Here is a 21174-nt window from a genome sequence, read left to right as displayed (position 1 = left end):
CGGGGGCCATCCACACCAGCGTCACTGGATAGGACGGATCCCATCGTGCCCCACCTTGCCCACAGCCATGCCGTAGCCGGAATGATCGACCGGCTCAACCAACCCGACTACGACCGCTGGGCCAACCAGATCAAGCGCACCGGCGGCTGCCGCCAGCCCATCCACCTACGCGGCAAGGTCGAACACTACGACCAGGCCACCGGCCAACTGCTCCACCGCTACAGCACCACCACCGAACCCAACGGCGTCCTGCGCGTCGCATGCAAGACGCGACGGGCCGCCCGCTGCCCGGCCTGCGCCGAGATCTACCGCGCCGACACCTACCAACTCGTCCGCGCCGGCCTCATCGGCGGCAAGGGCGTGCCCGAGACGGTCAGCAGCCACCCGTGCCTGTTCGTCACCCTCACCGCACCCTCCTTCGGAGCCGTCCACGCCCGGCGGGAGAAGAACGACAGGGTCCTGCCCTGCCACGCCCGCCGCGACGCCCAGACCTGCCCACACGGACAGGTCATGTCCTGCACCAACCGGCACCGCGCCGACGACCCGCGCCTTGGCGAACCGCTGTGCGCCGACTGCTACGACTACGACGGCTCAGTTCTGTTCAACGCCATCAGCCCCGAACTCTGGCGCCGCTTCACCCTGGCTCTGCGGCGTCGCTTCGCCAAGCTCAACAGGCTGACCGTCCAGGCTCTGCGCGAACACGTCACCATCGCCTTCGCCAAGGTCGCCGAGTACCAGCGCCGCGGCGTCGTCCACTTCCACGCCGTCATCCGCCTCGACGGACCCGACGGCCCCAACTCACCACCACCCGCCTGGGCCACCGCCGACGCCCTTGCCCAGGCCGTCCAGCACGCGGCAGCAGCTGTGACAGCGGAGGTCAAGCCGCTCAGCCGCGCCTTCCAGTGGGGCCCGCAGCTCGACGCCCGCCGCATCACCATGGACGGCGATCTCACCGAACAGGCGGTCGCCGCCTACATCGCCAAATATGCAACAAAGGCCGCTGAATGCGTCGGCACCCTGGACCGGCGCATCCAACCTCTCGACAACCTGGACGCGTTCCCGATCCGCGACCACGCCCGCCGACTCATCGCCGCCTGCATGCACCTGGGCAACCACCCCGGCCTGGCCGATCTGAGGCTCACTCGCTGGGCCCACATGCTCGGCTTCCGCGGCCACTTCTCCACCAAGAGCCGCCACTATTCCACCACCCTCGGCGAACTCCGCACCGCCCGCGAAGAACACATGCGCGGCCAAGAGATCACCACCGGCCGCCTGCCCTTGTTCGACGAGGACACCGTCCTCGTCATCGCCCACTGGCAATACGCCGGACAGGGACACTCGGCCGGAGACGCGCTCCTCGCCACAGCCATCACCGGCACCGCTTCGGGAGGCCATCCATGACCCGACTCCTTCTCACCGTCCCCGAAGCCGCCAAAGCCCTGGCCATCTCACGCAGCAAGCTCTACCAGCTCATCGCCTCCGGAGCGGTCGCCTCACTCCGCATCGACGGCTCCCGCCGTATCCCCATATCCGCTCTGAACGACTACATCACCCGCCTCGCTACGGAGGGGAACGCAGCATGACCAAGACCGCCGTAGGCACTCCCGACGAGCCCAAAAAGCCTCGACTTCGCGACGGCGTCGTGAAGCGCGGCAACACCTGGTCGTACGTCATCCGCGTTAAGGATCCCGAGACCGGCGAGAGCCGACCTCGATGGGTGAGCGGCTTCGCCACCGAGGACGACGCCAAGGCGGCTCGCGACGAGGCAAGGGTCAAGGCCCGGCGCGGTGAGTACGTGGACCGCAACACCATCACGGTCGCCCAGTACCTCGACGAGTGGATCGAAGCCCACGCCGTCGAGATTAAGCCCAAGACCCTCAAGGATTATCGAGACATCATCACGCGCTACATCAAGCCGCAGATGGGCAACGCCCGTGTCCAGGCGGTACGTCCTTCGTCCGTGACCAAGCTCTACCGGGATCTCATGGCCCACGGCGGCAAGAACGGCCGACCCCTGTCTCCTCGCACCATCGAGTACGTCCACGCCGTCCTTCGCAAGGCATTCCGGGACGCCGTAGAGGTAGACGAGATCCTCTCATCCAGCCCTGTGGACAAAGCGAAGCGACCTCGCCGGGAGACCAGCGAGCCGGGAGCAGTGTGGACCGCCGCCCAGCTCAGATCCTTCCTCACCGCGGCTCGGGATCACAGGCTCTGGACCTTCTTCCACGTGGCCGCCTACACCGGCGCGCGTCGCGGGGAGCTGCTCAACCTGCGCTGGTCAGAGGTCGACCTCGACGGCAGGCAACTCACCATCATCGGCTCGGCGGCCTTCGTCGACGGGAAGCGCATTGAGGGGACAACGAAGAGCGGCCGGAAGCGCATCGTCAGCCTCGACGAGCAGACGATCCAGGTCTTCCGCGACCAGAAGAAGATGCAGGCCGAGGACAAGCTGAAGGTCGGTTTCGAGTGGCGAGGCGACGGCACGTACGTGTTCACGACCGGCTGGGGCGAGCCGGTCCACCCGGACACTCTCAGCTCGCTCTTTCCGATCCTGATCAAGCGCCACAACGAACGGAATGCGCAGAGTCCGCTCCCCCACGCCCGGCTCCATGACCTCCGCCACATCCACGCGACGACCCTGCTCCTCGCAGGCGTGCCGGTGCACGTCGTGGCGGCCCGGCTCGGCCATGCGGACCCCTCGATCACCCTGCGGGTCTACGCCCACGTGATCCGCTCGGCGGAAGCCTCGGCGGCCGACGTCTTCGCCCAGGCAATCAAGGAATGATCGCCCCGTGTTAGCAGAGGTGTTAGCAAGATCCCGAGATTGTCCTGACAAACACAAAGGCCCGTTCCAGGTTTTCCCTGGTAACGGGCCTTGATGCTGTGTGCGGCCGGAGGTACTCGAAACCCCAACCTTCTGATCCGTAGTCAGATGCTCTATCCATTGAGCTACGGCCGCTCGCTGCGTAAGCCAGCATAGCGGGTCCAGAGCCGTGCCTCGAACCAGATACCGCCCTCACGCCCCACTAGATTCCACCTTCTTCGGCCAAAGGGTGTACCCCAGGGGCCAGAGCAGGGCGATCAGCGGCACCTTCAGCATGCCGAGCATGAAATCGATCAGTGCGCCCGTGCGGGACGGCTCGTTGACGAGCCAGATCAGGCCGAACAGGAAGGCGCAGGCTATGGCGTACGCGAGGACGATGCGGAGCCAGAAGATCCACTCGTAGCGGGCGCGGGCCATGCCGCCCGCGGGTGGCTGCCACGGAGGTGGGCCGTCGGCGAAGCGGTGGCGGAACTTGGCGTCGGCCCAGCGGATCGTGCTGTGGCCGAAGACGATGGAGTACGCCAGGTACGCGGCCGCTATGCCGTGCCTCAGGTCGGCCGTGGCGCCACTGCGCATGTCCATGACAGATGCCGCCAGGAGGATCACGTCCAGGAGCGGTACGCAGATGAGGAGGGCGGTGCTGAGTCGGCGGCGGTTCCAAAGGTAGCGGCTCGCGAGGCCGAGGCCGAGCAGGAGCCAGAAGCCGACTTCGCAGCCGATCAGGATGGCGACAATCACGTATCCCATCCTTGAGGGCTCCTCTGGCCGGCACATCGTCAGTGAAGAGGAGCCTGTGGATACATCGAAGTGTTTATCCACAGGCAGACCCACGAAGGAGTGAGCCGGGTCTGGACGGTGGTGGGATGGGGGGCATGCAACGCGAGGCGTCGTGGGCCGGGCTGGCCTTCGTCGGTGGCCTGCTCCTGATCGTGGGCGGAGCCTACACTCATCGCGAGGTGCCCGAGGGGTGGCTCGCGGTGCCGCTGGCGTTCGTGTGCCTGGGGGTGGCGGTACGGCAGCGGGCGCCGTTGGTGGGGCTGGCCCTGGGGACCGTGGGGATCGGTGTTGATCTGGTCGTGGGGCCGTCGTTGCCGACTGTCCTGATATTTACGGACAACGTGTATGCGGCGGCGTTGTACGGGCCGGCGTCTTTTTCGCGGTGGCTGCTGGGGGCCGCCACTGTGCTGGCGGTGTTGGCCGGGGGTGTGACGGGGGTCATGTCTGGCGACTGGCGGGCGCTGGCGGTCAACGGGATTCAGGCGGGGCTCGTGCTGGTTACGCCGGTGACCACGGCGATGGTGTTACGCCAGCAGCGTGAGCAGGCCGCTGCCGAGCGTGCCAGGGCGGAGCAGGTGGCGCGGCTGGCGGAGCTTGACCGGGAGGCGGCCATCGCGACGGAGCGTACGCGGATGGCTCGGGAGTTGCATGACATGATCGCCAACCACTTCAGCGCGATCGCCATCCAGTCGACGGGCGCGTTGTCGCGTACGGACCTGGATGCGGTGGCCATACGGAAGATCATCGAGTCTGTTCGGGAGAACAGTCTGAAAGGGCTGGCCGAGATGCGGACCATGATCGGGCTGTTGCGGCAGGAGGGGGATGAGGCCGAAGCCACCCGGCCGCGACTGGCTGATGCGGAGAGTCTGGTCGAACGGTCGCGGCGGGCGGGGATGGCGGCTGATTTCCGCGTCGAGGGGGAGCCGCGGGAGCCGTCTCCGGCGGTGGATCTGGCCGGCTATCGGATCTTGCAGGAGGCGCTGACCAATGCGCTCAAGCATGGCGGGCAGTCGGCTGCGGTCAAGGTCGTTTATGAGTCGGAGCAAGTGACGGTGGCTGTGGACAACCCTGTGGATAAGTCTGTGGGTAACCCTGTGGATGAACGTCCCGGGGCGGAGGTTTTTCCTGAGGCCGGGGCTGGGCTGGTTCCCGGGGCGGGGGCGGGGCTGGTGGGGATGAGGGAACGGGCCGCGTTGGTCGGGGGGTCGTTCGAGGCCGGGGTGGGCGGGGGTTTGTGGCGGGTCAAGGCCGTGCTGCCCATGCCGAAGGACAGGAAGGGGCAATGGGAGGCGGGATGACGATCAAGGTACTGGTCGCGGACGATCATGCGGCTGTCCGGGCGGGGCTGGTGCTGATTCTCGGTGGGGCCCAGGACATCGAGGTCGTCGGGGAGGCGGCCGATGGGGAGCAGGCGGTGGAGTTGGCCCGCGAGACCCGGCCCGACGTGGTGTTGATGGATGTGCGGATGCCGAAGCTCGACGGCATCTCGGCGACCAGGGAGCTCGCCGGGGTGGCCGATGTGTTGATCTTGACGACGTTCGATGTGGATGAGTATGTGTTCGGGGCGTTGCGAGCGGGGGCGGCGGGGTTCCTGTTGAAGAACACCGACGCGGAGTCGCTGGTCGCGGCCGTACGGCTGGTGGCCAGGGGAGATGGGCTGATCTCGCCTACGGTCACGCGGCGGTTGATCTCTGCCTTCGCCGAGCAGCCCGTACGCAAGGCGCAGCAGGTGGAGGGGTTGACGCCGCGTGAGCAAGAGGTGTTGGCCGGGATCGGTCGCGGGCTGTCCAATGCCGAGATCGCCAAGGAGCTCGACATGGCTGAGGCGACCACGAAGACGCATGTGAGCCGGGTGTTGAACAAGCTGGGTCTCAAAAGCCGGGTCCAAGCGGCGATTTATTACTCAGAAGGCCCCCGCTAGTCTGAAGGTCGTGACCATGTCTCCTCCTCCCCCGCCGCCACGGCCGACGGGCTTGATCGTTGGCTTGGCGTTCGCCGGGGCCTTTGGTTACTGGATCCTCAATGTGATCGTCGGACTCATCGTCGTGAGCATGTCGTCGACGGTCGCGATCGGGGTCGCCGCGGGGTTCCTGGCCGTGGTCGGGATCGGCGCGGGGATCGTGCTCGTGGTGCTGCGTAAGCCGTGGGCGCTGGGGCTGGGGCTGGGGCTGATGATCGGGTGGGCGCTCGCCTCCATCGTCTCGGCCGGCTATTGCACGGGGCTGAATCCGGGCATGTACGCATGACCGGGCCAACATCGAGTCCGGGCATGTACACGGACTGGGCCAACATCGAGTCCGGGCATATACGCATGACCGGGCCAACGCCGGATCCGGGCATGTTCACATGACCGCGCCCGCACCGGACGATCGTGACGAGGGGACGCCTCCCCAGGGAGGGAGCGCCCCGACGCGAGTGGAGGCGAGCGGCGACCCGTCTCCCGGACAATCCGCTCCCCCGCCGTCCGAACAATCCGCTCCTCCGCCGTCCGAACAAATCAGCATCCCGCCGTCCCCCGGCGGGCCAAAACCGCCGCCCAACGGCAAGCCCAGCAGCAGGCCCAAGGGCAAGTCCGTCGGGCTGATCATCGGGCTAGCGTTTGCGGGGCTGGTCGCCTACAGCATCGTCAACGCCATCCTCGGCATCCTGATCTTCGTCAGCACCCTCGACCAGAACGGCACTAACTACCCCATCATCATCTCCTGCACGATCTTCCTCGCCCTCTTCGGTCTCGGGGCCGGGGCGGGGCTGCAGTTCCTGCGCAAGCCGTGGGCCACCGGTCTGGGTCTGGGGTTCCTTGTCGGCTGGGCGTTGTGGTCGATCCTGTCCGCCGGAATCTGCACCGGCATCAGCCCGGACCTGTACGCCTGACATGCCGCTCCACGAGATCTTCGTCGGCCTGGGAGTGCTCGTCGCGTCCGTGGTCTTCGTGCACGAGGCCCGCCGCCGCGGCGCGCTCAACGAGCAGTCGCTGGTGGCCGTGACCGGTGCGCTGGTCGGCGGCGCGATCGGCATGCGGCTGGCGGGCTGGCTGGAGACGCTGAACCTCTCCGACCTCTGGCTGTACGGCTCGCGGAGCATCCTCGGCGGCCTGACCGGCGCCTACATAGGCGTACTGATCGCCAAGAGGATCATCGGCTACAAGCAGCGGACCGGCGACCTGTTCGCCCCGGCGGTGGCGCTGGGCATGGCGGTGGGCCGGATCGGCTGCCATCTGACCGAGGCGCCGGGCCGTCCGACCGAGTTGCCCTGGGGCGTACACGCTCCCCCGACGACGCCGGAGTGTCCCGGCTGCCTGAGTGGCCAGGCCATGCACCCGTCGTTCGTCTATGAGATCGTCTTCCAGCTCGCTGTGTTCGCCGCGCTGCTCTGGGCACGCAGGCGGCTCACCGAGCCGGGCGAGCTGTTCACGCTGTACCTGGCCGCGTACGCCGCCTTCCGCTTCCTCGTCGAGTTCACCCGCGCCAACGAGACCGTCTGGCTCGAGCTCACCAGACCGCAGTGGTTCCTGATCCCCGGCCTGCTGCTGCTCGCCCTGAGGCTGCGGTACGGCTGGCGGCGCGGCCACTACGATCCCCTCTTCAAGCGGAAGGTCATGACATGAGCACCGGAATGGGTCTGCGGGGTGACCGCATCCTCAGGTACGTCAACGCCTTCTGTCCCCACTGCCACGGCCAGGACCTGGAGCGGGTCGAACGGGTCAGCGGCTACCTGACCGTCCGCGACGAGCGCGTGTGGCTGGAGCGCGGCTGCCGCAAACACGGCCTGATCAGGACTTTGTACGACGAAGACCCAGAAATCCTGACCTATCTGGAAGAGTGGACCGCTCCCACAAAGCTCCACATGCCGGATATTTCGGGGAATTTCGACCCCATCCCTGCGGCCTACCTCCGAGGGCTGCCCGAGATGCAGACCCAGCACACCTGCATCCTGCTCGAAGACATCGTCGAAGCCTGCAATCTGCGCTGCCCCACCTGCTTCGCCGACAGCTCCCCCGATCTGACCGGCATCGTCCCCATCACCGACATCCTGGCGAACGTCGACCAGCGCCTGTCCCGCGAGAACGGCAAGCTCGACGTCCTCATGCTGAGCGGCGGCGAGCCCACCCTTCACCCCGAGCTCGCCCAACTGCTCGCCGAGCTCCACCAGCGCCCTGTCACCCGCATCCTGATCAACACCAACGGCGTCCTCATCGCCCGGGACGACGCCCTGCTCGACCTGCTCACCGAGCACCGCGAGCGGGTGGAGGTCTATCTCCAGTACGACGGCGGTTCTGCCGAGGCGTCGAAACACCACCGGGGCGGTGACCTCAGGCAGCTCAAGGCGCAGGCCGTACAACGGCTGTCGGAGCGGGAGATCTTCACCACGCTGGTGATGACCGCCGCGCTGGGCGTCAACGACGGGGAGATCGGCGACGTCGTACGGCTGGCGCTCGACACGCCGTTCGTCGGCGGGGTGTCGCTGCAGCCGCAGTTCGGCTCGGGCAGGTCGGGGCCGATCGACCCGATGAACCGTCTCACCCACACCGGCGTGCTCAAGCGGCTCGGCCCGCAGACCGACGGCCTGGTGACCTGGCGCGATCTCACCGCGCTGCCCTGCTCACACCCGCACTGCTGCTCGGTCGGCTACCTGATCCGCGACGACTCGCAGCAGTGGCGTTCGCTGGTCGCGCTGATCGGCCATGACCGGCTCAAGGCGAACCTGGGCCTGGTCTCCAATCGCATCGCCGACACCGAGATCCCCCGCGAGCTGCGGCTGGCCGTACAGGAATCGCTGCTCGGACTGCTGTCGGAGCAGTCGTCGTTGTCGCACCCGCGGATCGGCGACCTGTGGCGCGACATCTGCGAGAACTGCGACCTCGGCGTGTCCACACTGCTCACCCTGGCCTCCTCGGCGCTGCCCGGCCGACGGAAGAGGCTTCGCAAACTGCTCGGCGAGCGGGTGGTGCGGGTGACGGTCAAGCCGTTCATGGACATATCAACCATGATCGAGGAGCGGCTCACGCAGTGCTGCGTGCACGTCGGCACACGGGCCGAGCAGGACCAGTGCGCACCGTTCTGCGCGGTTCAGGCGTGGCCCCAGCTCTCGGGACAACGGCTGTCCGCGGTCGCCACCACATCCCAGCCGTCCGCAGTCACCGCCCCCCACCAGCTCAAGGTGATCATGTGAAGGATCCGCTCCGGTTGTGCGTGTACGCGACCGTCGCGCTGCTGGCCTGGCTGCTGGGGCCGTGGGCGGTGCTGGGGTTCGCGGTCCTCGGTTTCGCCGGGTACTGGAAGGCGTGGCGGGCCGGGCTGACCCGTAGCAAATGCTTGCTCAAGGACACCCGGCTCGTCCTGGCCTATCTCGGGTTAGTGGCGCTCGTCGCGGCGGCGGCGATCATCCACTCCCTGCGGTGAGCTCCACAGGGATGTACAGGCTGAGCGTCTCGGCGATGCAGGCCGGGCGCTTCTCGCCCTCGACCTCGATCGTCATCTTCAGGTTGGCCAGGTAGCCGGCGGGCGTGCCCTTGACGTCGCTCAGCTCCCCCAGCGCCCTGACCCGCGCGCCGACCGGCACCGGCCTGGGGAAACGCACCTTGTTCAGGCCGTAGTTGACGCCCATCTGGATGCTCTCGACGCGTACCAGCTCCATCATGAACGACGGCAGCAGTGACAGGCTCAGGTAGCCGTGCGCGATCGTGCCGCCGAACGGTCCTTCCTTGGCCCGCTCCACGTCGACGTGGATCCACTGGTGGTCGTCGGTCGCGTCGGCGAAGAGATTGACCTGCTCCTGAGTGACTGTGCGCCACTCGGTCGGGCCGAACTTCTCGCCGACGGCCGCCTTGAGTTCCTGTACGTTCGCGAAGGTCCGCATGGCTCCGAACGCTATTGCGCGGGCGGGACGGCTGCCAAGTTGAGCACCCAGTACTTGTCGGGGTTGGCCCCCTTCGTAGTGCCCCCGTAGACGATCGTGCTGGGCGCCGACGAGGTGCCGTCGCTGCTCCAGCCACCCGGGGTTGCGATGCGTGCCAGCTTGCCGGTGTTCAGGTCGTACACGGTGTCGGCCGATCGCAGGAAGCGATCGAGGATGGCGTACATCCTGAAGCCCTTCGGGAGCTTCTTGACTCCGGTCCCGTCGACGCGCTGGACGACAGAAGTGGTGCCCTGGCGGCCACGGCACCAGACCGGCCCGCAGCGCAGGTCCTTCATACCGTCCTTGATCACCACCTTGGTCTCGGTCCCATCGGCCAGGTTGACGACCTTGGACTGGTTGTAGCCGGGCGTCTCGAACTCTTCGTCGTCAGTGCTCGCGTCGCCCGCCCATGGCCAGCTGATCAGCCGCAGCCCATCGGACTTGGGCACGCGGTTGGGAGCACCGTTGCCGAACGGCTTCCGGTAGACGCCGCCCTTCCGCGGCGACCAGACGACGTTCTCACCGTCCACGCCGATGGCCTCGACGGCCGCGCCACCGCCGGTCAACGTGACGGCCAGCTTGGCCTTGCCGCCGGACAGCGGGGCCCACCAGAGCTCGGTGACCGCGTTCCCGCCCTTCGACCCGCTGGAGAACCAGACGACGTTCGTACCATCGGTCGAGGCGGTCTGCAGGAAGTATTGTTCCAACCCCCGGGTCCGAGGGATCTCTGTTACCACCCGGGACTTACCGGCCTTGGCGTCGTATACCTCGATCTTGCCGGCCTTCCCGGACGAGGGCTCCGCGGTGAGCAGCACCTCGGTGGCGTTGAGGCCGGTGATCGGGCGGTAGCGCCAGCCGTCGGCGTTCTTCGCGGGCATCTGGAAGACCGCCTGTGGCCAGAGCTTGTCGGCCGGTATCCCCTTCGCCTGGGTCGTCGGCCTAACGGTCACGGTCCTTGTGGGATGAGGCTTGGTGACGGTCGTGGTCGTGGTCGGCGAGGCGGCCGCCTCTTCTCCGCCCCCGCTGGAGAAGACGCCCTGGGCGACGACCGTACTCGTGCTCACCACCCCGACCACCGCGGCCGCCGCAAGCAGTTGCGCGCGCCGCCTGGTCCGCCGCCGCCTGCGCTCGCCGACCCCGGCCAGCAGGTCGAGTTCGGGAGCCCGGTCCGCCGCATCGCGTAGCGCGCCGCTCAGTTGGTCCTCTGTCCTCATGTCCGTCCCCTCTCCAGCACAGCGGGCCGGACCCGGAGCGTGGCGAGCGCCCGGAATGCCTGGCTGCGCACAGTTCCACGTGAGATGCCGAGGATCGCGGCGATCTCCTCATCCGGCAGGTCCTCGTAGTAGCGCAGGACCAGCACGGTCCGCTGCTTCCTGGGCAGCGTCGCGAGCTCCTTCCAGAGCTCGCCGAACGAATGCGTGTCGTAATGGACGCCATCGGGGACGTCGTCGGTCGGTTGCTCCCTGCGCCGCCGGCGCCACCAGCTGATGTGCTGGCGGGCCATGGTCGTGCGTACGTACGCCTCGGGGCTGTCCTTGTTGCGGACCCGGCTCCAGTTGTCGCTCAGCTTGAGCAGCGCCTCCTGGGCGAGATCCGCGGCGTCCTCGGCGTTGCCGGTGAGCACATAGCCGTACCTGACCAGCGCCGCGCCCCTGGCTCGGACGAAATCCTCGAACTCCACATCACCGGGACGCACGAACCGCTCGCTCTGTTGCAAAGATCTTTACTCGAAACCATCGCGCACGTGTTCGAGTGCGCGCTACAGTTCTAGGGACCGACTCGAACAAGGGTTCGGCCTGGTGGGAGGGGGTGCGTCCGATGACAATACTGGCGACGGCCCCTGCTCGGACACGCCGTAGCGCTTTCTTCCCAAATCTAAGACGGCCGCTATATCCCGCAATAAAGTCCGAGAGCGTGGACCCTGTGCGCAATCCTTACGCCCCCGGAGCCGGACAGCGCCCGCCGGAGCTCGCCGGGCGCGACCGCGAGCTGCAGCAGTTCGAGGTCGTGCTGGAGCGGGTGGCCCGTGGCCGTCCCGAGCGCAGCATGGTCGTCACCGGTCTGCGCGGCGTCGGCAAGACCGTGCTCCTCAACACGTTCAAGTCCATGGCGATGCAGCGGCTGTGGGGCACGGGCAAGATCGAGGCCCGGCCCGACCAGTCGATCCGCCGTCCCGTCTCGGCCGCGCTGCACATGGCGATCCGCGAGCTGGCTCCCCGGCATCGCGCGCCGGAGCGCATCGAGGAGTTCCTGGGCGTGCTCAAGGCGTTCGCGATGCGCGATCCGGCCGCCGCCAAGGGCACCTCGCACTGGTCACCCGGCATCGAGGTGCCGGCCAGCCGTGGCCGGGCCGACTCCGGCGACCTCGAGATCGACCTCACCGAGCTGTTCGTCGACGCCGCGAGTGTGGCCACCGACCTGGGCGTCGGCATCGCGCTCTTCATCGACGAGATGCAGGACGTGCAGCCCGCCGACGTCTCGGCGCTGTGCGCCGCCTGCCATGAGCTGTCGCAGTCCGGTGGGCCGCTGATCGTGGTCGGCGCGGGCCTGCCGCACCTGCCGAGCGTGCTGTCGGCCAGCAAGAGCTACTCCGAGCGGCTCTTCCGCTACGCCCGCATCGACAAGCTCGATCGCGAGGCGGCCGACCTCGCGCTGATGCTGCCGGCGCGGGAGGAAGAGGTCGAGTTCACGCCGGACGCCCTCGACGCCCTCTACGAGGCGGCCGACGGTTACCCCTACTTCGTCCAGGCTTACGGCAAGGTCGCCTGGGATCTGGCGCCGCGCAGCCCGATCACCCTCGACGACGTCAAGGTGTCCGCGCCCGAGGCCGAGGAGGAGCTCGCGGTGGGCTTCTTCGGCAGCCGCTACGAGCGGGCCACCCCGGCGGAGCGCGACTACATGCACGCCATGGCGCAGATCGGCGACGAGCCGGTCGCCACCGCGGAGGTGGCCGACGCGCTGGGGCGCAAGCCGTCCAGCCTGTCACCCGCCCGCGACAGCCTCATCAAGAAGGGGCTCATCTACAGCGCTGAGCGCGGCCTGATCGCGTTCACCGTGCCGCATTTCGGGAGGTTCCTGCGTGCCCAACCGATCTAGGCGACACCCCTAGTCCTCTATTGGGCTGTCTAGTGGGGAAGCTAGATAGCCCAATAGAGTCATATCTTGTTGTCGAGGGTTCTATAGCGCTGTCTAGCGTCAGGCCGATACAGGCGTATAAACCGGCAGAGCGCCGCTGCCCTCGTGCTCGACCACGGCCACCCGTACAGCCGGACGCCGCCCGCTGAGATAGACCGCGAACACGACATCAGCCCCATCCCGCCGCTCGAAGGCGAAGAAGCGCCAGCACAACTCACGCCAGCTGTCGTACGGCTCGACCGCGGCGAGCTGCTCCCGATGCTGCCGCCAGGGGCCACTCGACCGAAGCCTGGCCAGTGTGACCTCCGTGGCCGGCCCGGGGCGCTGCTCGCACGGCGCGCGATAACGCAGCCGATCCACCATCTCCTCAAGCTCGGGCGACAGTACGAGGAGCACGACCACCCCGGCGGCCATGAACCACGACGGGTGCAAGAAGACCAACCAGCCGGGCTCTTCACCCCATATCGACAGCACGGCCATCCCGGTGAGCACCATGGTCCTGGCGATCGAACGCAGCCCGACGGGTGCCGCGCTCACCTCGCCGAAGCATCCGCATCCCGCGTCGGGCCGCCGCCGACGTACCTCCAGCAGGACATAGGTGCACATGGCGAAGAAGGCGACCGCCATCCACCTGAAGATCGGAGACGTGCTCACCAGCAGCCCGGTCGCGATCACCAGCTCACCGACCGCGCAGACGATCAGCATCGGCACCTCGATGCGGGCGGGCACCAGCGTCGCCGGCCCCAACCGGGCCAGCGTGCCCATCTCCCCGCCCGTACGCACAGTGGACACCTTCGCCACCGCCCCTAAGACGAGCAGCACGATCAGCGCGGGCAGTTGCGATGCCAGCACGAGCGTCACCCCAATCCGATCTGTGCGTTGAAGCACCCTTTGACCAGGTCGCCGCCCAGCTCCACGTACGAGAACGGCGACAGCTCGGCGATCCGCCCGCGAGGAGAGGTGTCGCACTCGACACAGCGGTCGCAGAAGCGCCCGGCCACGCAGCCACACGCCACGATCGGCACGTTAGCGGATCGATCGGTGCAGATGTTCCGTACCTGCAGCATCGACCCGATGGCGAGGTACGGCAGGCCCGTGCAGGACACCTCGGCGTCCGGGCAATCCACGTCAGAGCGCTCGACCATGGGGTACGCGGCCCCCCGATCCTCCTCGTCGAAGATGTCGGACCAGGTGGCGGTCCCGGAGACACGTGACTGCAGGCCTCCGTAGGCGGGCGGCGGAGCCGGCACGGCCCGCGCCGGATAGGCGGGCTGCGAGGTCGCGGGCAGCAGGGCCAGACTCGCCCCGCCCTTTCTGATGCCGATCGCGTCGAACAGGAACCCAGGCTCGAACCGCGCATGTCGCACCATGATGCGGCCTGTCGCACGGTATGGGATGACGATGGTCCGGCGCCCCCGATGCGGCCCGCAGTCGAGCTGGACCGACAGGTCCTTGCGCCCCTCCACGGACAGGATGGTCCCGGTCAGCCGCGTGATGTCGGCCCAGAGGCGCTCGACCACCCGGCCGTCGCGCAGGGTACGCATGATGACCGTCGAGCCCACGGGCAGATCACTCGGCGCCTGGTCGCCACCGTGCCAGGCGGTGGCCCAGGGAGCGATGACGAGCCGTTCCTCGGCGCCCTCGGGGGTCTCGATAGTTATGAGATGTGGGCTGATGTCGAGGATGTCCCCTATGACCGCGCGTAAAGGGTCCCCCTCGCCGGAGCCCGGGATCCCGGCCTCCCGGCCCAGCGCCGCGGCCGCGAGCACCCGGCGGCGTTCCACGCTCGGATACCCCATCAGTCCCTCCCTTGTCGCGCTAATAGGGTCACACGACTCCGGGGGTGCTTCGCTGCACTCGTGCATTCGAGAGCAAAATACGCACCCCTCGGGGCAGAAGTTGACCCCCAGCGACGTACAAACCGCCACCGACCTTGACCTACCTTTATCGTCGGCGGGCCGAATCCTGAATTCCGGTTACGCCCTATCTTGGCCTTTGGCTGCGATTCTGGCCACGATGCAGACCGCCAGCTGGGAAGAGGAGTTCCGCGAGTACGTCGTTGCGCGCGGAGCTGCCCTGCTGCGCACTGCCCACCAGCTCACGGGACATCCGCTGGACGCGGAGGATCTCCTGCAGAACGCGCTGACCAAGACGTACCTGGCATGGGATCGCATCCAGGACAGAGCCGCGCTCGACGGATATGTACGGCGGGCGATGGTCAACATCAACATCTCGCAGTGGCGGCGGCGCCGGCTGGAGGAGTACCCGTCGGAGGACCTGCCGGAGGTCGCCCCGGAGGCGGAAGCCAGCGGCGACCTGCACGATCTCCTGGAACAGGCGCTGATCCGGCTGCCCACCCGGATGCGGGCCGCGATCGTGCTGCGTTACTACGAGGACATGACCGAACCGGAGATCGCCAGAACGCTGGGCATCAGCCTCGGCACGGTCAAGAGCACGATGTCACGTGCCATGGCCAAGCTCAGGGTTGAGCTGGGCATTCCCCCTCAACAGCTCCGGCCGTAGCGCAGGGCCGTACGACATCCCGGATCGTGCGCAGCGTGGCCAGGAAGGTTTCCAGCTCCTCCGCGCTGAGCAGGCTGGTCAGGGACTTGTCGATGTCCTCGAGGTGCTGCGGCAGCACGATGTCGAGCTTCTCCCGCCCCGCGTCGGTGAGCGTGGCGTAGGAGGCCCGGCGGTCGACGGCGCAGGCCACCCTGGCCACCAGACCGTCGCGTTCGAGCCGGTCGACGACCCTGGTCACACCACTGGTGGACAGGCCCGTCTGCGCGGCCAGATCACTCATCCGCAGGCTCTGCCGCGGCGAGCGCCCCAGCCGGAGCAGCGTCTCAAAATCGATCTCGGACAGCCCGGCAGCGCCGAACACCGGCTGCATCCTGGCCGCGAGACCTGCTTGAACCTCCGACAGCAGGCCCATGGCCGTCAACCGGGGGTCATCAATGTTGACCACGTTCATAGCTTAGCCGACGATTGTTGACGAGAGGAATATTCCTCGTGTAGACATTTGTTGCCGCAAACATCCGCACAGCAACCATCCTCTGAGGAGAACCCCATGACCACTCGCACCTGGGAAGGCCTGACCGTCCCCGCCTCCGGCACCTACAACCTCGACGCCGCCCACACCACGATCGGCTTCGTGGTCAAGCACATGATGGTCAGCAAGGTGCGCGGCAGCTTCGGCGACTTCACCGGCTCCGTGACGATCGCCGACAACCCCCTCGAGTCGTCGGCCGAGCTCACGATCAAGACCGAGAGCCTCACCACCGGTGTCGCCGACCGTGACGGCCACCTGCGCAGCGACGACTTCCTGTCGGTCGAGAAGTTCCCGACGCTCACGTTCAAGAGCACCCGCGTAGTGAGCCACTCGGGCGACGAGTTCACCGTCGTCGGCGACCTGACCATCCGCGACGTCACCAAGGAGATCGAGCTCACGGTCGAGTACGGCGGCGCCGGCACGAACCCCTGGGGCCAGGCGGTGTGGGGCTTCTCGATCAGCAGCGAGTTCGACCGCGAGGACTTCGGGCTGACCTGGAACCAGGCCCTGGAGACGGGCGGCGTCCTGGTGGGCAAGAAGATCAAGGTCGAGATCGAGGGCGAAGCCAACCCGGCTGCCTGACGTCGCGCTTTGCCCAGCGGCCCGAGCCGCCCGACATCTGGATTTATCCAGCGGCTTTGACCCGCTTCAAGTCTCGTTCGGCCCGCGACCTGAGTCGCTTGACGTCGCGTTTTGTCCGGCGGACCCGCGTGGCGGGTCCGTGCGCCGAGCCCGCCCCCGCCGCGCCTTGGGGCGGGCTTGCTGTCTGACCCGTTGTCCACAGGAGGTTATTCACAGGCAGTGGATAACCTTTGGACAGGCCGGGAGGGGGAACCGCTTTGCTGCCTTGGCAGAAGGCCGGTACGCTGTCCTGAGCCGCGTGGCTACCAGGAGGATTCGCCTAGTCAGGTCTATGGCGCCGCACTGCTAATGCGGTTTGGTGGCAACACCATCCGGGGTTCAAATCCCCGATCCTCCGCAGATAGAAGGCCCTTCCCCGTTCAGAGGGAAGGGCCTTTTTTGATCTCTGCAGGGCTCAGGGTTGCAGTTGGCTCTCAGCCAGGGCCCCAGAGCGCCTCGTCCATGCGGTCGCTCGCGTCTCTCACCCGCATCGTCGCTACGTAGTTGTAGCGCTCTGTGGTCGTGACTCGGGTGTGACGGAGGATCTCCTGAACCACCCGGAATGTGTGCGCCTTGCTCGATCAGCAGGGTCGCCGCGGTGTGACGGGCGTCGTGGATCCGGGCGTCTCGTATGCCGGCTTGCTTGAGGATGGACTTCCACTGCTTCCAGTCCTCTGTGCGCTCGATGGGGCTGCCAGTCCGGGACCTGATCCCGTTGCCGCGCCTGCGACGTCATCGGCGGGAGCCTTCCGCCGCGGCTCCCCCTGGGGCGCGGAGATCGCGCGACGGCTCGGGTGACTGCGGCCACCGACGTCGGTCGGCCTAGTTATGCGATCCCAAATAGGGGTATTTCCGGCAGAACACTTGTTTCGGGGTGATTCGGTGTCAGATCGGAAAAACGTCACCGCTTGGCTGCGAGAACATCCCCCACCTGGCCCCTTCCGGCCGGAGTTCTGGCGCAGCCCGCTGCGCGGCCCGTGGCTGACCTCGGTTTTCGGCTTCGTCCTGCTGTTCGGGATCCCGATCATCGCGATCACCGGACTGGTGTCCTACGCCGCCTACGATCCGCAACTGCCGATCAACGACACGACCCCCGAAAAGGGATGGCTGGGCTTCTACCTGTTCGACTGGCCAACACACCCGGCCTGGCTGTACCGGGTCACGCAGGGAGTGCACGTCGTCCTCGGGCTGACGTTGACCTCGGTGCTTCTGGCCAAGCTGTGGTCGGTGATACCGAAGCTGTTCACCTGGCCACCGGCGCGCTCCCCCGCCGAAGCCGTGGAGCGTGCCAGCCTGCTGCTCCTGGTCGGCGGCGCGGTGTTCGAGTTCGTCACGGGCATCCTGAACATCCAGCTCTTCTACGTCTTCCCGTTCTCCTTCTACCCGGCCCACCTGTACGGGGCGTGGATCTTCCTCGCGGCCTTCGTCGTCCACGTCGCCGTCAAGCTGCCGAAGATGATCCGATCGCTGCGCTCGCGGAGCCTTCTCCATGAGCTGCGGACCAGGCTGGAAGAGACCAGGCCGGAGCCACCCGATCCCGATGGCCTGGTTCCCCCGTCTCCGGCGGAGCCCACCATGTCCCGGCGAGGCGTGCTCGCCTTCGTGGGCGGCGCCTCGCTGCTCACTCTCGGCCTGTCCGTCGGCCAGGCAATAGACGGACCGCTGCGCCGCACCGCGCTACTGGCCCCGCACGGACGGGTCTACGGCCCCGGCCCCAACGACTTCCAGGTGAACAAGTCCGCCACCGCCATGGGTGTCCATCTGGCGGACACCAGTCCGGCGTGGAGGCTGGAGCTGGCCGGACCGCATCCAGCGCGCCTGAGCCGCGCCGAACTGCTGGCGATGCCGCTGCACACCTACGCGCTGCCGATCGCGTGCGTGGAGGGATGGTCCACCGAACAGTCATGGACGGGCGTACGGCTGGCCGATCTGGCCCGACTGGCAGGGGTAGTGCCCGGCATGGCGGAAGTGCTCGTCGAATCCCTGCAACGCGGCGGCTCCTTCAGCCGGGCGTCGCTGAGCGCTGGTCAGGTGGCCGACCCCCGTTCCCTGCTCGCCTTGAGGGTCAACGGCGCCGATCTGTCCCTCGACCACGGCTATCCCGCCAGGATCATCGTCCCGAACGCCCCAGGCGTCCACAACACGAAATGGGTCCGCGAACTCAGCTTCCATCCGACAGCGAAATGAGCGACGACATGCCTTCCCGGATCCGCAGGAGGATGGCCGGCCGCTATGGGGCCGACCCGTTGCACCTGCTGGCGCTGCTCGCCTGCTTCACCCTGGCCGGATACGCCGCGAGTCGCGTCGTCGCCGCGGGCATCTGGATCGGCTTCCTGGTGTGGTTCGTCGGCGCCGCGATCGTCCACGACCTCCTGCTGTACCCGCTGTACGCCCTCGCCGACGTCGCCGCGCAACGACGGCCGTGGCGTCGCCGCCGGCGACCGTCCGGCACCCCCACCTGGCCGTCATCGATCAATTACCTGCGCATACCGGTCGCGCTGTCCGGTCTGCTGTTCCTCATTTGGTTCCCTCTCATCCTCCGGTTGGCCGAGGGCGACTACCATCGGTCAACGGCGCTGGACACGAGCCCGTACCTCGGCCGCTGGCTGCTGGTCACCGGCGTGCTCTTCGCCGGATCCGCACTCGCCTACGCCGTCCGGCTGCGTCGGCACAAGGCCGCGGCTGAGCCGCGACGGCCCCGCCTTCGCGCACCGCAAGCCCCGCGATCCTCGCCGAGCGGATGAGGCGCCCTTGAGCACCAGGCCGATCAGCGACCACGCCCTGCTGGGGGACTGCCGATCCGCGGCCCTGGTCACCTCCGACGGCTCGGTGGACTGGCTCTGCATGCCGCGCTTCGACAGCCCATCGATCTTCGCCCGGCTGCTCGACGAGAACGCCGGACACTGGTCCATCCGGCCCACCCGGCCCACGGAGATCACCCGCAGGTATCTGGACGACACCCTGGTACTGGAGACCACCTTCCGCGGTCCGGACGGAACCGTGGTGCTCGTGGACGCCCTCGCACTGGGCCACGGAGAACGCGGCCACTCGATGGGCGCGTCCTCACCCGGCGTTCTCCTGCGCCAGGTGACCTGCGTCGAGGGACGCGTGCCGGTAGAGGTGGTGTACGCGCCGAGGCCCGAGTTCGGGCTGGTCAAGCCACTGATAGAGCCGCTCCGCGGCGGCCTGATCGCGCACGGCGGCGCCCACGTCCTCACCATGTCGACACCCATCGACCTGCGGGTGAGCGGCGCGGTCGCCGACACCACCCACACCCTGCGAGCGGGAGAACGCCTGGGGCTGGCCCTGCGGGCCGACTGGGCCTGGGGTCCCGAACAACCTCCTCTGAACCCCCGGCACATCCGCCGCCGCCTCAGGGACACCGTCACCGGCTGGCGCTCCTGGTCCCGGTTGCACGCGCGCTACCAAGGCCCCTGGCAAGACCAGGTCGGCCAGAGCGGCCGGGTGCTGCGAGCGCTGACGTTCGCCCCAACCGGGGCCATCGTCGCCGCGGCCACCACCTCCCTGCCCGAGAGCGTCGGCGGAGAGCGGAACTGGGACTACCGCTACACCTGGATCCGCGACACCAGCTTCACCCTGCAGGCACTGGCCACGGCGGCGTGCGAGATGGAGGAGACCGCCTTCTTCGCCTTCCTCGCCCGCGCCTCGGCCACCCAGCTCGACCACGACGCCGACCTGCAGATCATGTACGGCGTCGGCGGCGAGCGGGACCTGAGCGAGCGGCCCCTGACCCACCTGAGCGGCTGGCGGGGCAGCGCCCCGGTACGCGTCGGCAACGACGCCTGGCAGCAGCGCCAGATCGACATCTACGGGGAACTGCTCGACGCGGCCCACCAGATCTACCAGGAGGCGGGCCCGATCGACACACTCACCCGCTCCTTCCTGACCGGCGTGGCCGACGCGGCCGCCCACCACTGGCGCGAGCCGGACCAGGGCATCTGGAAGATACGAGCCCCCAGCCGGCACTTCCTGCACTCAAAGCTCATGTGCTGGGTGGGCCTGGACCGGGCGATCACCCTGGCACCCCTGCTGGACGCCACCAGCCGCGTCCCCGGCTGGACCCGCGACCGCGAGCAGATCCGCGACGCGATCCTGACCCACGGATGGAACCCGCAGGTGGGCGCCTTCACCCAGACGTTCGGCGCCGCCGATCTGGACGCGTCTGTGCTGATGATGCCCATGGTCGGATTCCTGCCCGGCGACGACCCACGCGTCCGGGCCACCGTAGACGCCGTGGCCACGCACCTGACCGACGCCCGCGGCCTGGTAAACCGATACCACGCCGCCGACGGACTCCCGGGAGAAGAGGGCACGTTTCTGCTGTGCACCTTCTGGCTCGCCCACGCCCTGGCGCTCGCAGGCAAGAGCAACCCGGCCAAGCAGGCGTTCCAGACCGCGACCTCATACGCCAACGACGTCGGCCTGCTGGCCGAGGAGGTCGACTCCGCCACAGGCGAACCCATCGGGAACTTCCCGCAAGCCTTCAGCCACATCGGCCTGATCAACGCCGCCCGCGCCATCCGCGACACAACCCAACCGCCGACGGGGTGACCACGCTCCACAGCAAGTTCCCGGTGAACTCGTCCAGCGCCACTGCGGCTTCCTGCGGTTATCCAGTGGCCCGGCACCATCCACCAGACGCCGCGTGTGATGGGCGCGCACCGATGGACTTGCAGCGGAGGCTTCTCCAAGGGAGAACCCCCAACGATCACCCCGATGGCGCAAGGGATTCGTTGAGCCGCTGCTGATTCTCACGCTGCTCAGCCTGGTCGGCTTGGCGGTGCTCGCGCCGGCGGCCGACCAGCTGGTTTCTCGGCTCGGGTCGGCTGGCCGAGCGGCTCGGGGTTCA

At 67.7% G+C, this 21174-nt stretch carries 24 protein-coding genes and 2 tRNA genes; 17 read left to right on the top strand and 9 right to left on the bottom strand.

Translation table 11 applies throughout. The annotated features are described in order from the left end of the window. The first annotated feature begins 81 nt into the window (after window positions 1-81). Genes ACIBO2_RS20520 through ACIBO2_RS20510 form a run of 3 tightly spaced genes read left to right on the top strand, consistent with a single transcriptional unit; the run spans window position 82 to window position 2785 of the window. On the top strand, window positions 82-1401 hold the full coding sequence (locus ACIBO2_RS20520) for a replication initiator (protein ID WP_397298592.1): 1320 nt from the start codon (window positions 82-84) through the stop codon (window positions 1399-1401). Beyond that, window positions 1398-1583 carry a helix-turn-helix domain-containing protein gene (locus tag ACIBO2_RS20515; RefSeq protein WP_397298400.1) on the top strand — a complete coding sequence of 62 codons (186 nt, stop codon included), beginning with the start codon at window positions 1398-1400 and terminating at the stop codon, window positions 1581-1583. The genes ACIBO2_RS20520 and ACIBO2_RS20515 overlap by 4 nt, the downstream gene beginning before the upstream one ends. Next, complete coding sequence (locus ACIBO2_RS20510) at window positions 1580-2785, top strand: tyrosine-type recombinase/integrase (RefSeq protein ID WP_397298398.1); 1206 nt, start codon at window positions 1580-1582, stop codon at window positions 2783-2785. Before ACIBO2_RS20515 ends, ACIBO2_RS20510 begins: the two co-directional genes overlap by 4 nt. A gap of 101 nt (window positions 2786-2886) precedes the next feature. On the opposite strand, the gene ACIBO2_RS20505 is transcribed toward ACIBO2_RS20510, so the two are convergent. Then, a tRNA-Arg gene (locus tag ACIBO2_RS20505) sits at window positions 2887-2959 on the bottom strand. A gap of 57 nt (window positions 2960-3016) precedes the next feature. After that, window positions 3017-3571, bottom strand: a complete 555-nt coding sequence (locus tag ACIBO2_RS20500) for a hypothetical protein (RefSeq protein WP_397298396.1) — start codon at window positions 3569-3571, stop codon at window positions 3017-3019. 125 nt (window positions 3572-3696) lie between these two features. Here ACIBO2_RS20500 and ACIBO2_RS20495 point away from each other — a divergent pair, with 125 nt between their 5' ends. The 7 genes from ACIBO2_RS20495 (at window position 3697) to ACIBO2_RS20465 (ending at window position 9000) form a co-directional block, all read left to right on the top strand. Then, window positions 3697-4899 carry a sensor histidine kinase gene (locus ACIBO2_RS20495; protein ID WP_397298394.1) on the top strand — a complete coding sequence of 401 codons (1203 nt, stop codon included), beginning with the start codon at window positions 3697-3699 and terminating at the stop codon, window positions 4897-4899. Then, window positions 4896-5522, top strand: coding sequence for a response regulator transcription factor (locus ACIBO2_RS20490; RefSeq protein WP_358534751.1), 627 nt, complete (start codon window positions 4896-4898; stop codon window positions 5520-5522). Before ACIBO2_RS20495 ends, ACIBO2_RS20490 begins: the two co-directional genes overlap by 4 nt. 103 nt (window positions 5523-5625) lie before the next feature. Further along, window positions 5626-5847, top strand: coding sequence for a hypothetical protein (locus ACIBO2_RS20485; protein WP_397298392.1), 222 nt, complete (start codon window positions 5626-5628; stop codon window positions 5845-5847). A 100-nt stretch (window positions 5848-5947) separates the two neighbouring features. Next, entirely contained in the window at window positions 5948-6472 is a 525-nt protein-coding gene (locus ACIBO2_RS20480; RefSeq protein WP_397298390.1) for a hypothetical protein, read from the top strand. A gap of 1 nt (window position 6473) precedes the next feature. After that, window positions 6474-7205 carry a prolipoprotein diacylglyceryl transferase family protein gene (locus ACIBO2_RS20475; protein WP_358534745.1) on the top strand — a complete coding sequence of 244 codons (732 nt, stop codon included), beginning with the start codon at window positions 6474-6476 and terminating at the stop codon, window positions 7203-7205. After that, window positions 7202-8770, top strand: coding sequence for a radical SAM protein (locus ACIBO2_RS20470; RefSeq protein WP_397298387.1), 1569 nt, complete (start codon window positions 7202-7204; stop codon window positions 8768-8770). Before ACIBO2_RS20475 ends, ACIBO2_RS20470 begins: the two co-directional genes overlap by 4 nt. Beyond that, window positions 8767-9000, top strand: coding sequence for a hypothetical protein (locus ACIBO2_RS20465; RefSeq protein WP_358534741.1), 234 nt, complete (start codon window positions 8767-8769; stop codon window positions 8998-9000). The genes ACIBO2_RS20470 and ACIBO2_RS20465 overlap by 4 nt, the downstream gene beginning before the upstream one ends. Here the strand turns inward: ACIBO2_RS20465 and ACIBO2_RS20460 are convergent. The 3 genes from ACIBO2_RS20460 to ACIBO2_RS20450 are packed head-to-tail and all read right to left on the bottom strand — an operon-like array spanning window position 8981 to window position 11192. Next, window positions 8981-9457, bottom strand: a complete 477-nt coding sequence (locus tag ACIBO2_RS20460; protein WP_357957657.1) for a MaoC family dehydratase — start codon at window positions 9455-9457, stop codon at window positions 8981-8983. The two genes, ACIBO2_RS20465 and ACIBO2_RS20460, sit on opposite strands and share 20 nt — an antisense overlap. An 11-nt stretch (window positions 9458-9468) precedes the next feature. After that, window positions 9469-10710 (bottom strand): hypothetical protein, encoded by a 1242-nt coding sequence (locus tag ACIBO2_RS20455; protein ID WP_397298385.1) that lies wholly within the window; start codon window positions 10708-10710, stop codon window positions 9469-9471. Next, complete coding sequence (locus tag ACIBO2_RS20450; RefSeq protein ID WP_358534737.1) at window positions 10707-11192, bottom strand: SigE family RNA polymerase sigma factor; 486 nt, start codon at window positions 11190-11192, stop codon at window positions 10707-10709. The genes ACIBO2_RS20455 and ACIBO2_RS20450 overlap by 4 nt, the downstream gene beginning before the upstream one ends. A 218-nt stretch (window positions 11193-11410) precedes the next feature. On the opposite strand from ACIBO2_RS20450, the gene ACIBO2_RS20445 reads away from it, so the two are divergent. Then, on the top strand, window positions 11411-12592 hold the full coding sequence (locus ACIBO2_RS20445; RefSeq protein ID WP_358534735.1) for an ATP-binding protein: 1182 nt from the start codon (window positions 11411-11413) through the stop codon (window positions 12590-12592). 99 nt (window positions 12593-12691) lie between these two features. On the opposite strand, the gene ACIBO2_RS20440 is transcribed toward ACIBO2_RS20445, so the two are convergent. Next, on the bottom strand, window positions 12692-13483 hold the full coding sequence (locus ACIBO2_RS20440) for a MauE/DoxX family redox-associated membrane protein (RefSeq protein ID WP_397298382.1): 792 nt from the start codon (window positions 13481-13483) through the stop codon (window positions 12692-12694). A gap of 5 nt (window positions 13484-13488) precedes the next feature. Next, entirely contained in the window at window positions 13489-14430 is a 942-nt protein-coding gene (locus ACIBO2_RS20435) for a hypothetical protein (RefSeq protein WP_397298380.1), read from the bottom strand. Between the two features lie 217 nt (window positions 14431-14647). Here ACIBO2_RS20435 and ACIBO2_RS20430 point away from each other — a divergent pair, with 217 nt between their 5' ends. Further along, on the top strand, window positions 14648-15154 hold the full coding sequence (locus tag ACIBO2_RS20430; RefSeq protein ID WP_358534729.1) for a SigE family RNA polymerase sigma factor: 507 nt from the start codon (window positions 14648-14650) through the stop codon (window positions 15152-15154). On the opposite strand, the gene ACIBO2_RS20425 is transcribed toward ACIBO2_RS20430, so the two are convergent. Further along, the gene (locus tag ACIBO2_RS20425; protein ID WP_357957670.1) at window positions 15111-15605 is read right to left on the bottom strand and encodes a MarR family transcriptional regulator; all 495 of its coding nucleotides are present in this window, start codon (window positions 15603-15605) and stop codon (window positions 15111-15113) included. The two genes, ACIBO2_RS20430 and ACIBO2_RS20425, sit on opposite strands and share 44 nt — an antisense overlap. 96 nt (window positions 15606-15701) lie before the next feature. On the opposite strand from ACIBO2_RS20425, the gene ACIBO2_RS20420 reads away from it, so the two are divergent. Together ACIBO2_RS20420 and ACIBO2_RS20415 are read left to right on the top strand one after the other, a co-directional pair. After that, a complete protein-coding gene (locus ACIBO2_RS20420) occupies window positions 15702-16265 on the top strand; it encodes a YceI family protein (RefSeq protein WP_358534727.1) in 564 nt (187 codons plus the stop codon). Between the two features lie 308 nt (window positions 16266-16573). Then, window positions 16574-16662, top strand: a tRNA-Ser gene (locus ACIBO2_RS20415). Here the strand turns inward: ACIBO2_RS20415 and ACIBO2_RS20410 are convergent. Then, window positions 16644-17015 (bottom strand): tyrosine-type recombinase/integrase, encoded by a 372-nt coding sequence (locus tag ACIBO2_RS20410; protein WP_397298590.1) that lies wholly within the window; start codon window positions 17013-17015, stop codon window positions 16644-16646. The genes ACIBO2_RS20415 and ACIBO2_RS20410 overlap by 19 nt on opposite strands. Window positions 17016-17186: 171 nt before the next feature. Between ACIBO2_RS20410 and ACIBO2_RS20405 the strand changes: the two genes are divergently transcribed. Genes ACIBO2_RS20405 through ACIBO2_RS20395 form a run of 3 tightly spaced genes read left to right on the top strand, consistent with a single transcriptional unit; the run spans window position 17187 to window position 20876 of the window. Beyond that, window positions 17187-18491 carry a molybdopterin-dependent oxidoreductase gene (locus ACIBO2_RS20405; RefSeq protein ID WP_397298377.1) on the top strand — a complete coding sequence of 435 codons (1305 nt, stop codon included), beginning with the start codon at window positions 17187-17189 and terminating at the stop codon, window positions 18489-18491. Window positions 18492-18499: 8 nt separating this feature from the next. After that, on the top strand, window positions 18500-19048 hold the full coding sequence (locus tag ACIBO2_RS20400; protein WP_358534723.1) for a hypothetical protein: 549 nt from the start codon (window positions 18500-18502) through the stop codon (window positions 19046-19048). Between the two features lie 7 nt (window positions 19049-19055). Then, the gene (locus ACIBO2_RS20395; protein ID WP_397298375.1) at window positions 19056-20876 is read left to right on the top strand and encodes a glycoside hydrolase family 15 protein; all 1821 of its coding nucleotides are present in this window, start codon (window positions 19056-19058) and stop codon (window positions 20874-20876) included. Window positions 20877-21174: the final 298 nt, after the last annotated feature.

The organism is Nonomuraea sp. NPDC050022, from assembly GCF_044460705.1.
Classification (GTDB): domain Bacteria; phylum Actinomycetota; class Actinomycetes; order Streptosporangiales; family Streptosporangiaceae; genus Nonomuraea.
Note: the sequence above shows the minus strand (reverse complement) of the source record. Positions and strands in the feature narration are given on the sequence as shown.

Excerpts from the sequence above, each read along its gene's own strand:
- ACIBO2_RS20425 (WP_357957670.1), bottom strand. The coding sequence starts at position 15,605 with ATGAACGTGGTCAACATTGATGACCCCCGGTTGACGGCCATGGGCCTG.
- ACIBO2_RS20470 (WP_397298387.1), top strand. The coding sequence starts at position 7,202 with ATGAGCACCGGAATGGGTCTGCGGGGTGACCGCATCCTCAGGTACGTC.
- ACIBO2_RS20435 (WP_397298380.1), bottom strand. The coding sequence starts at position 14,430 with ATGGGGTATCCGAGCGTGGAACGCCGCCGGGTGCTCGCGGCCGCGGCG.
- ACIBO2_RS20520 (WP_397298592.1), top strand. The coding sequence starts at position 82 with ATGATCGACCGGCTCAACCAACCCGACTACGACCGCTGGGCCAACCAG.
- ACIBO2_RS20460 (WP_357957657.1), bottom strand. The coding sequence starts at position 9,457 with ATGCGGACCTTCGCGAACGTACAGGAACTCAAGGCGGCCGTCGGCGAG.
- ACIBO2_RS20490 (WP_358534751.1), top strand. The coding sequence starts at position 4,896 with ATGACGATCAAGGTACTGGTCGCGGACGATCATGCGGCTGTCCGGGCG.
- ACIBO2_RS20480 (WP_397298390.1), top strand. The coding sequence starts at position 5,948 with ATGACCGCGCCCGCACCGGACGATCGTGACGAGGGGACGCCTCCCCAG.
- ACIBO2_RS20455 (WP_397298385.1), bottom strand. The coding sequence starts at position 10,710 with ATGAGGACAGAGGACCAACTGAGCGGCGCGCTACGCGATGCGGCGGAC.
- ACIBO2_RS20475 (WP_358534745.1), top strand. The coding sequence starts at position 6,474 with ATGCCGCTCCACGAGATCTTCGTCGGCCTGGGAGTGCTCGTCGCGTCC.
- ACIBO2_RS20510 (WP_397298398.1), top strand. The coding sequence starts at position 1,580 with ATGACCAAGACCGCCGTAGGCACTCCCGACGAGCCCAAAAAGCCTCGA.
- ACIBO2_RS20400 (WP_358534723.1), top strand. The coding sequence starts at position 18,500 with ATGCCTTCCCGGATCCGCAGGAGGATGGCCGGCCGCTATGGGGCCGAC.
- ACIBO2_RS20500 (WP_397298396.1), bottom strand. The coding sequence starts at position 3,571 with ATGGGATACGTGATTGTCGCCATCCTGATCGGCTGCGAAGTCGGCTTC.
- ACIBO2_RS20515 (WP_397298400.1), top strand. The coding sequence starts at position 1,398 with ATGACCCGACTCCTTCTCACCGTCCCCGAAGCCGCCAAAGCCCTGGCC.
- ACIBO2_RS20430 (WP_358534729.1), top strand. The coding sequence starts at position 14,648 with ATGCAGACCGCCAGCTGGGAAGAGGAGTTCCGCGAGTACGTCGTTGCG.
- ACIBO2_RS20420 (WP_358534727.1), top strand. The coding sequence starts at position 15,702 with ATGACCACTCGCACCTGGGAAGGCCTGACCGTCCCCGCCTCCGGCACC.
- ACIBO2_RS20495 (WP_397298394.1), top strand. The coding sequence starts at position 3,697 with ATGCAACGCGAGGCGTCGTGGGCCGGGCTGGCCTTCGTCGGTGGCCTG.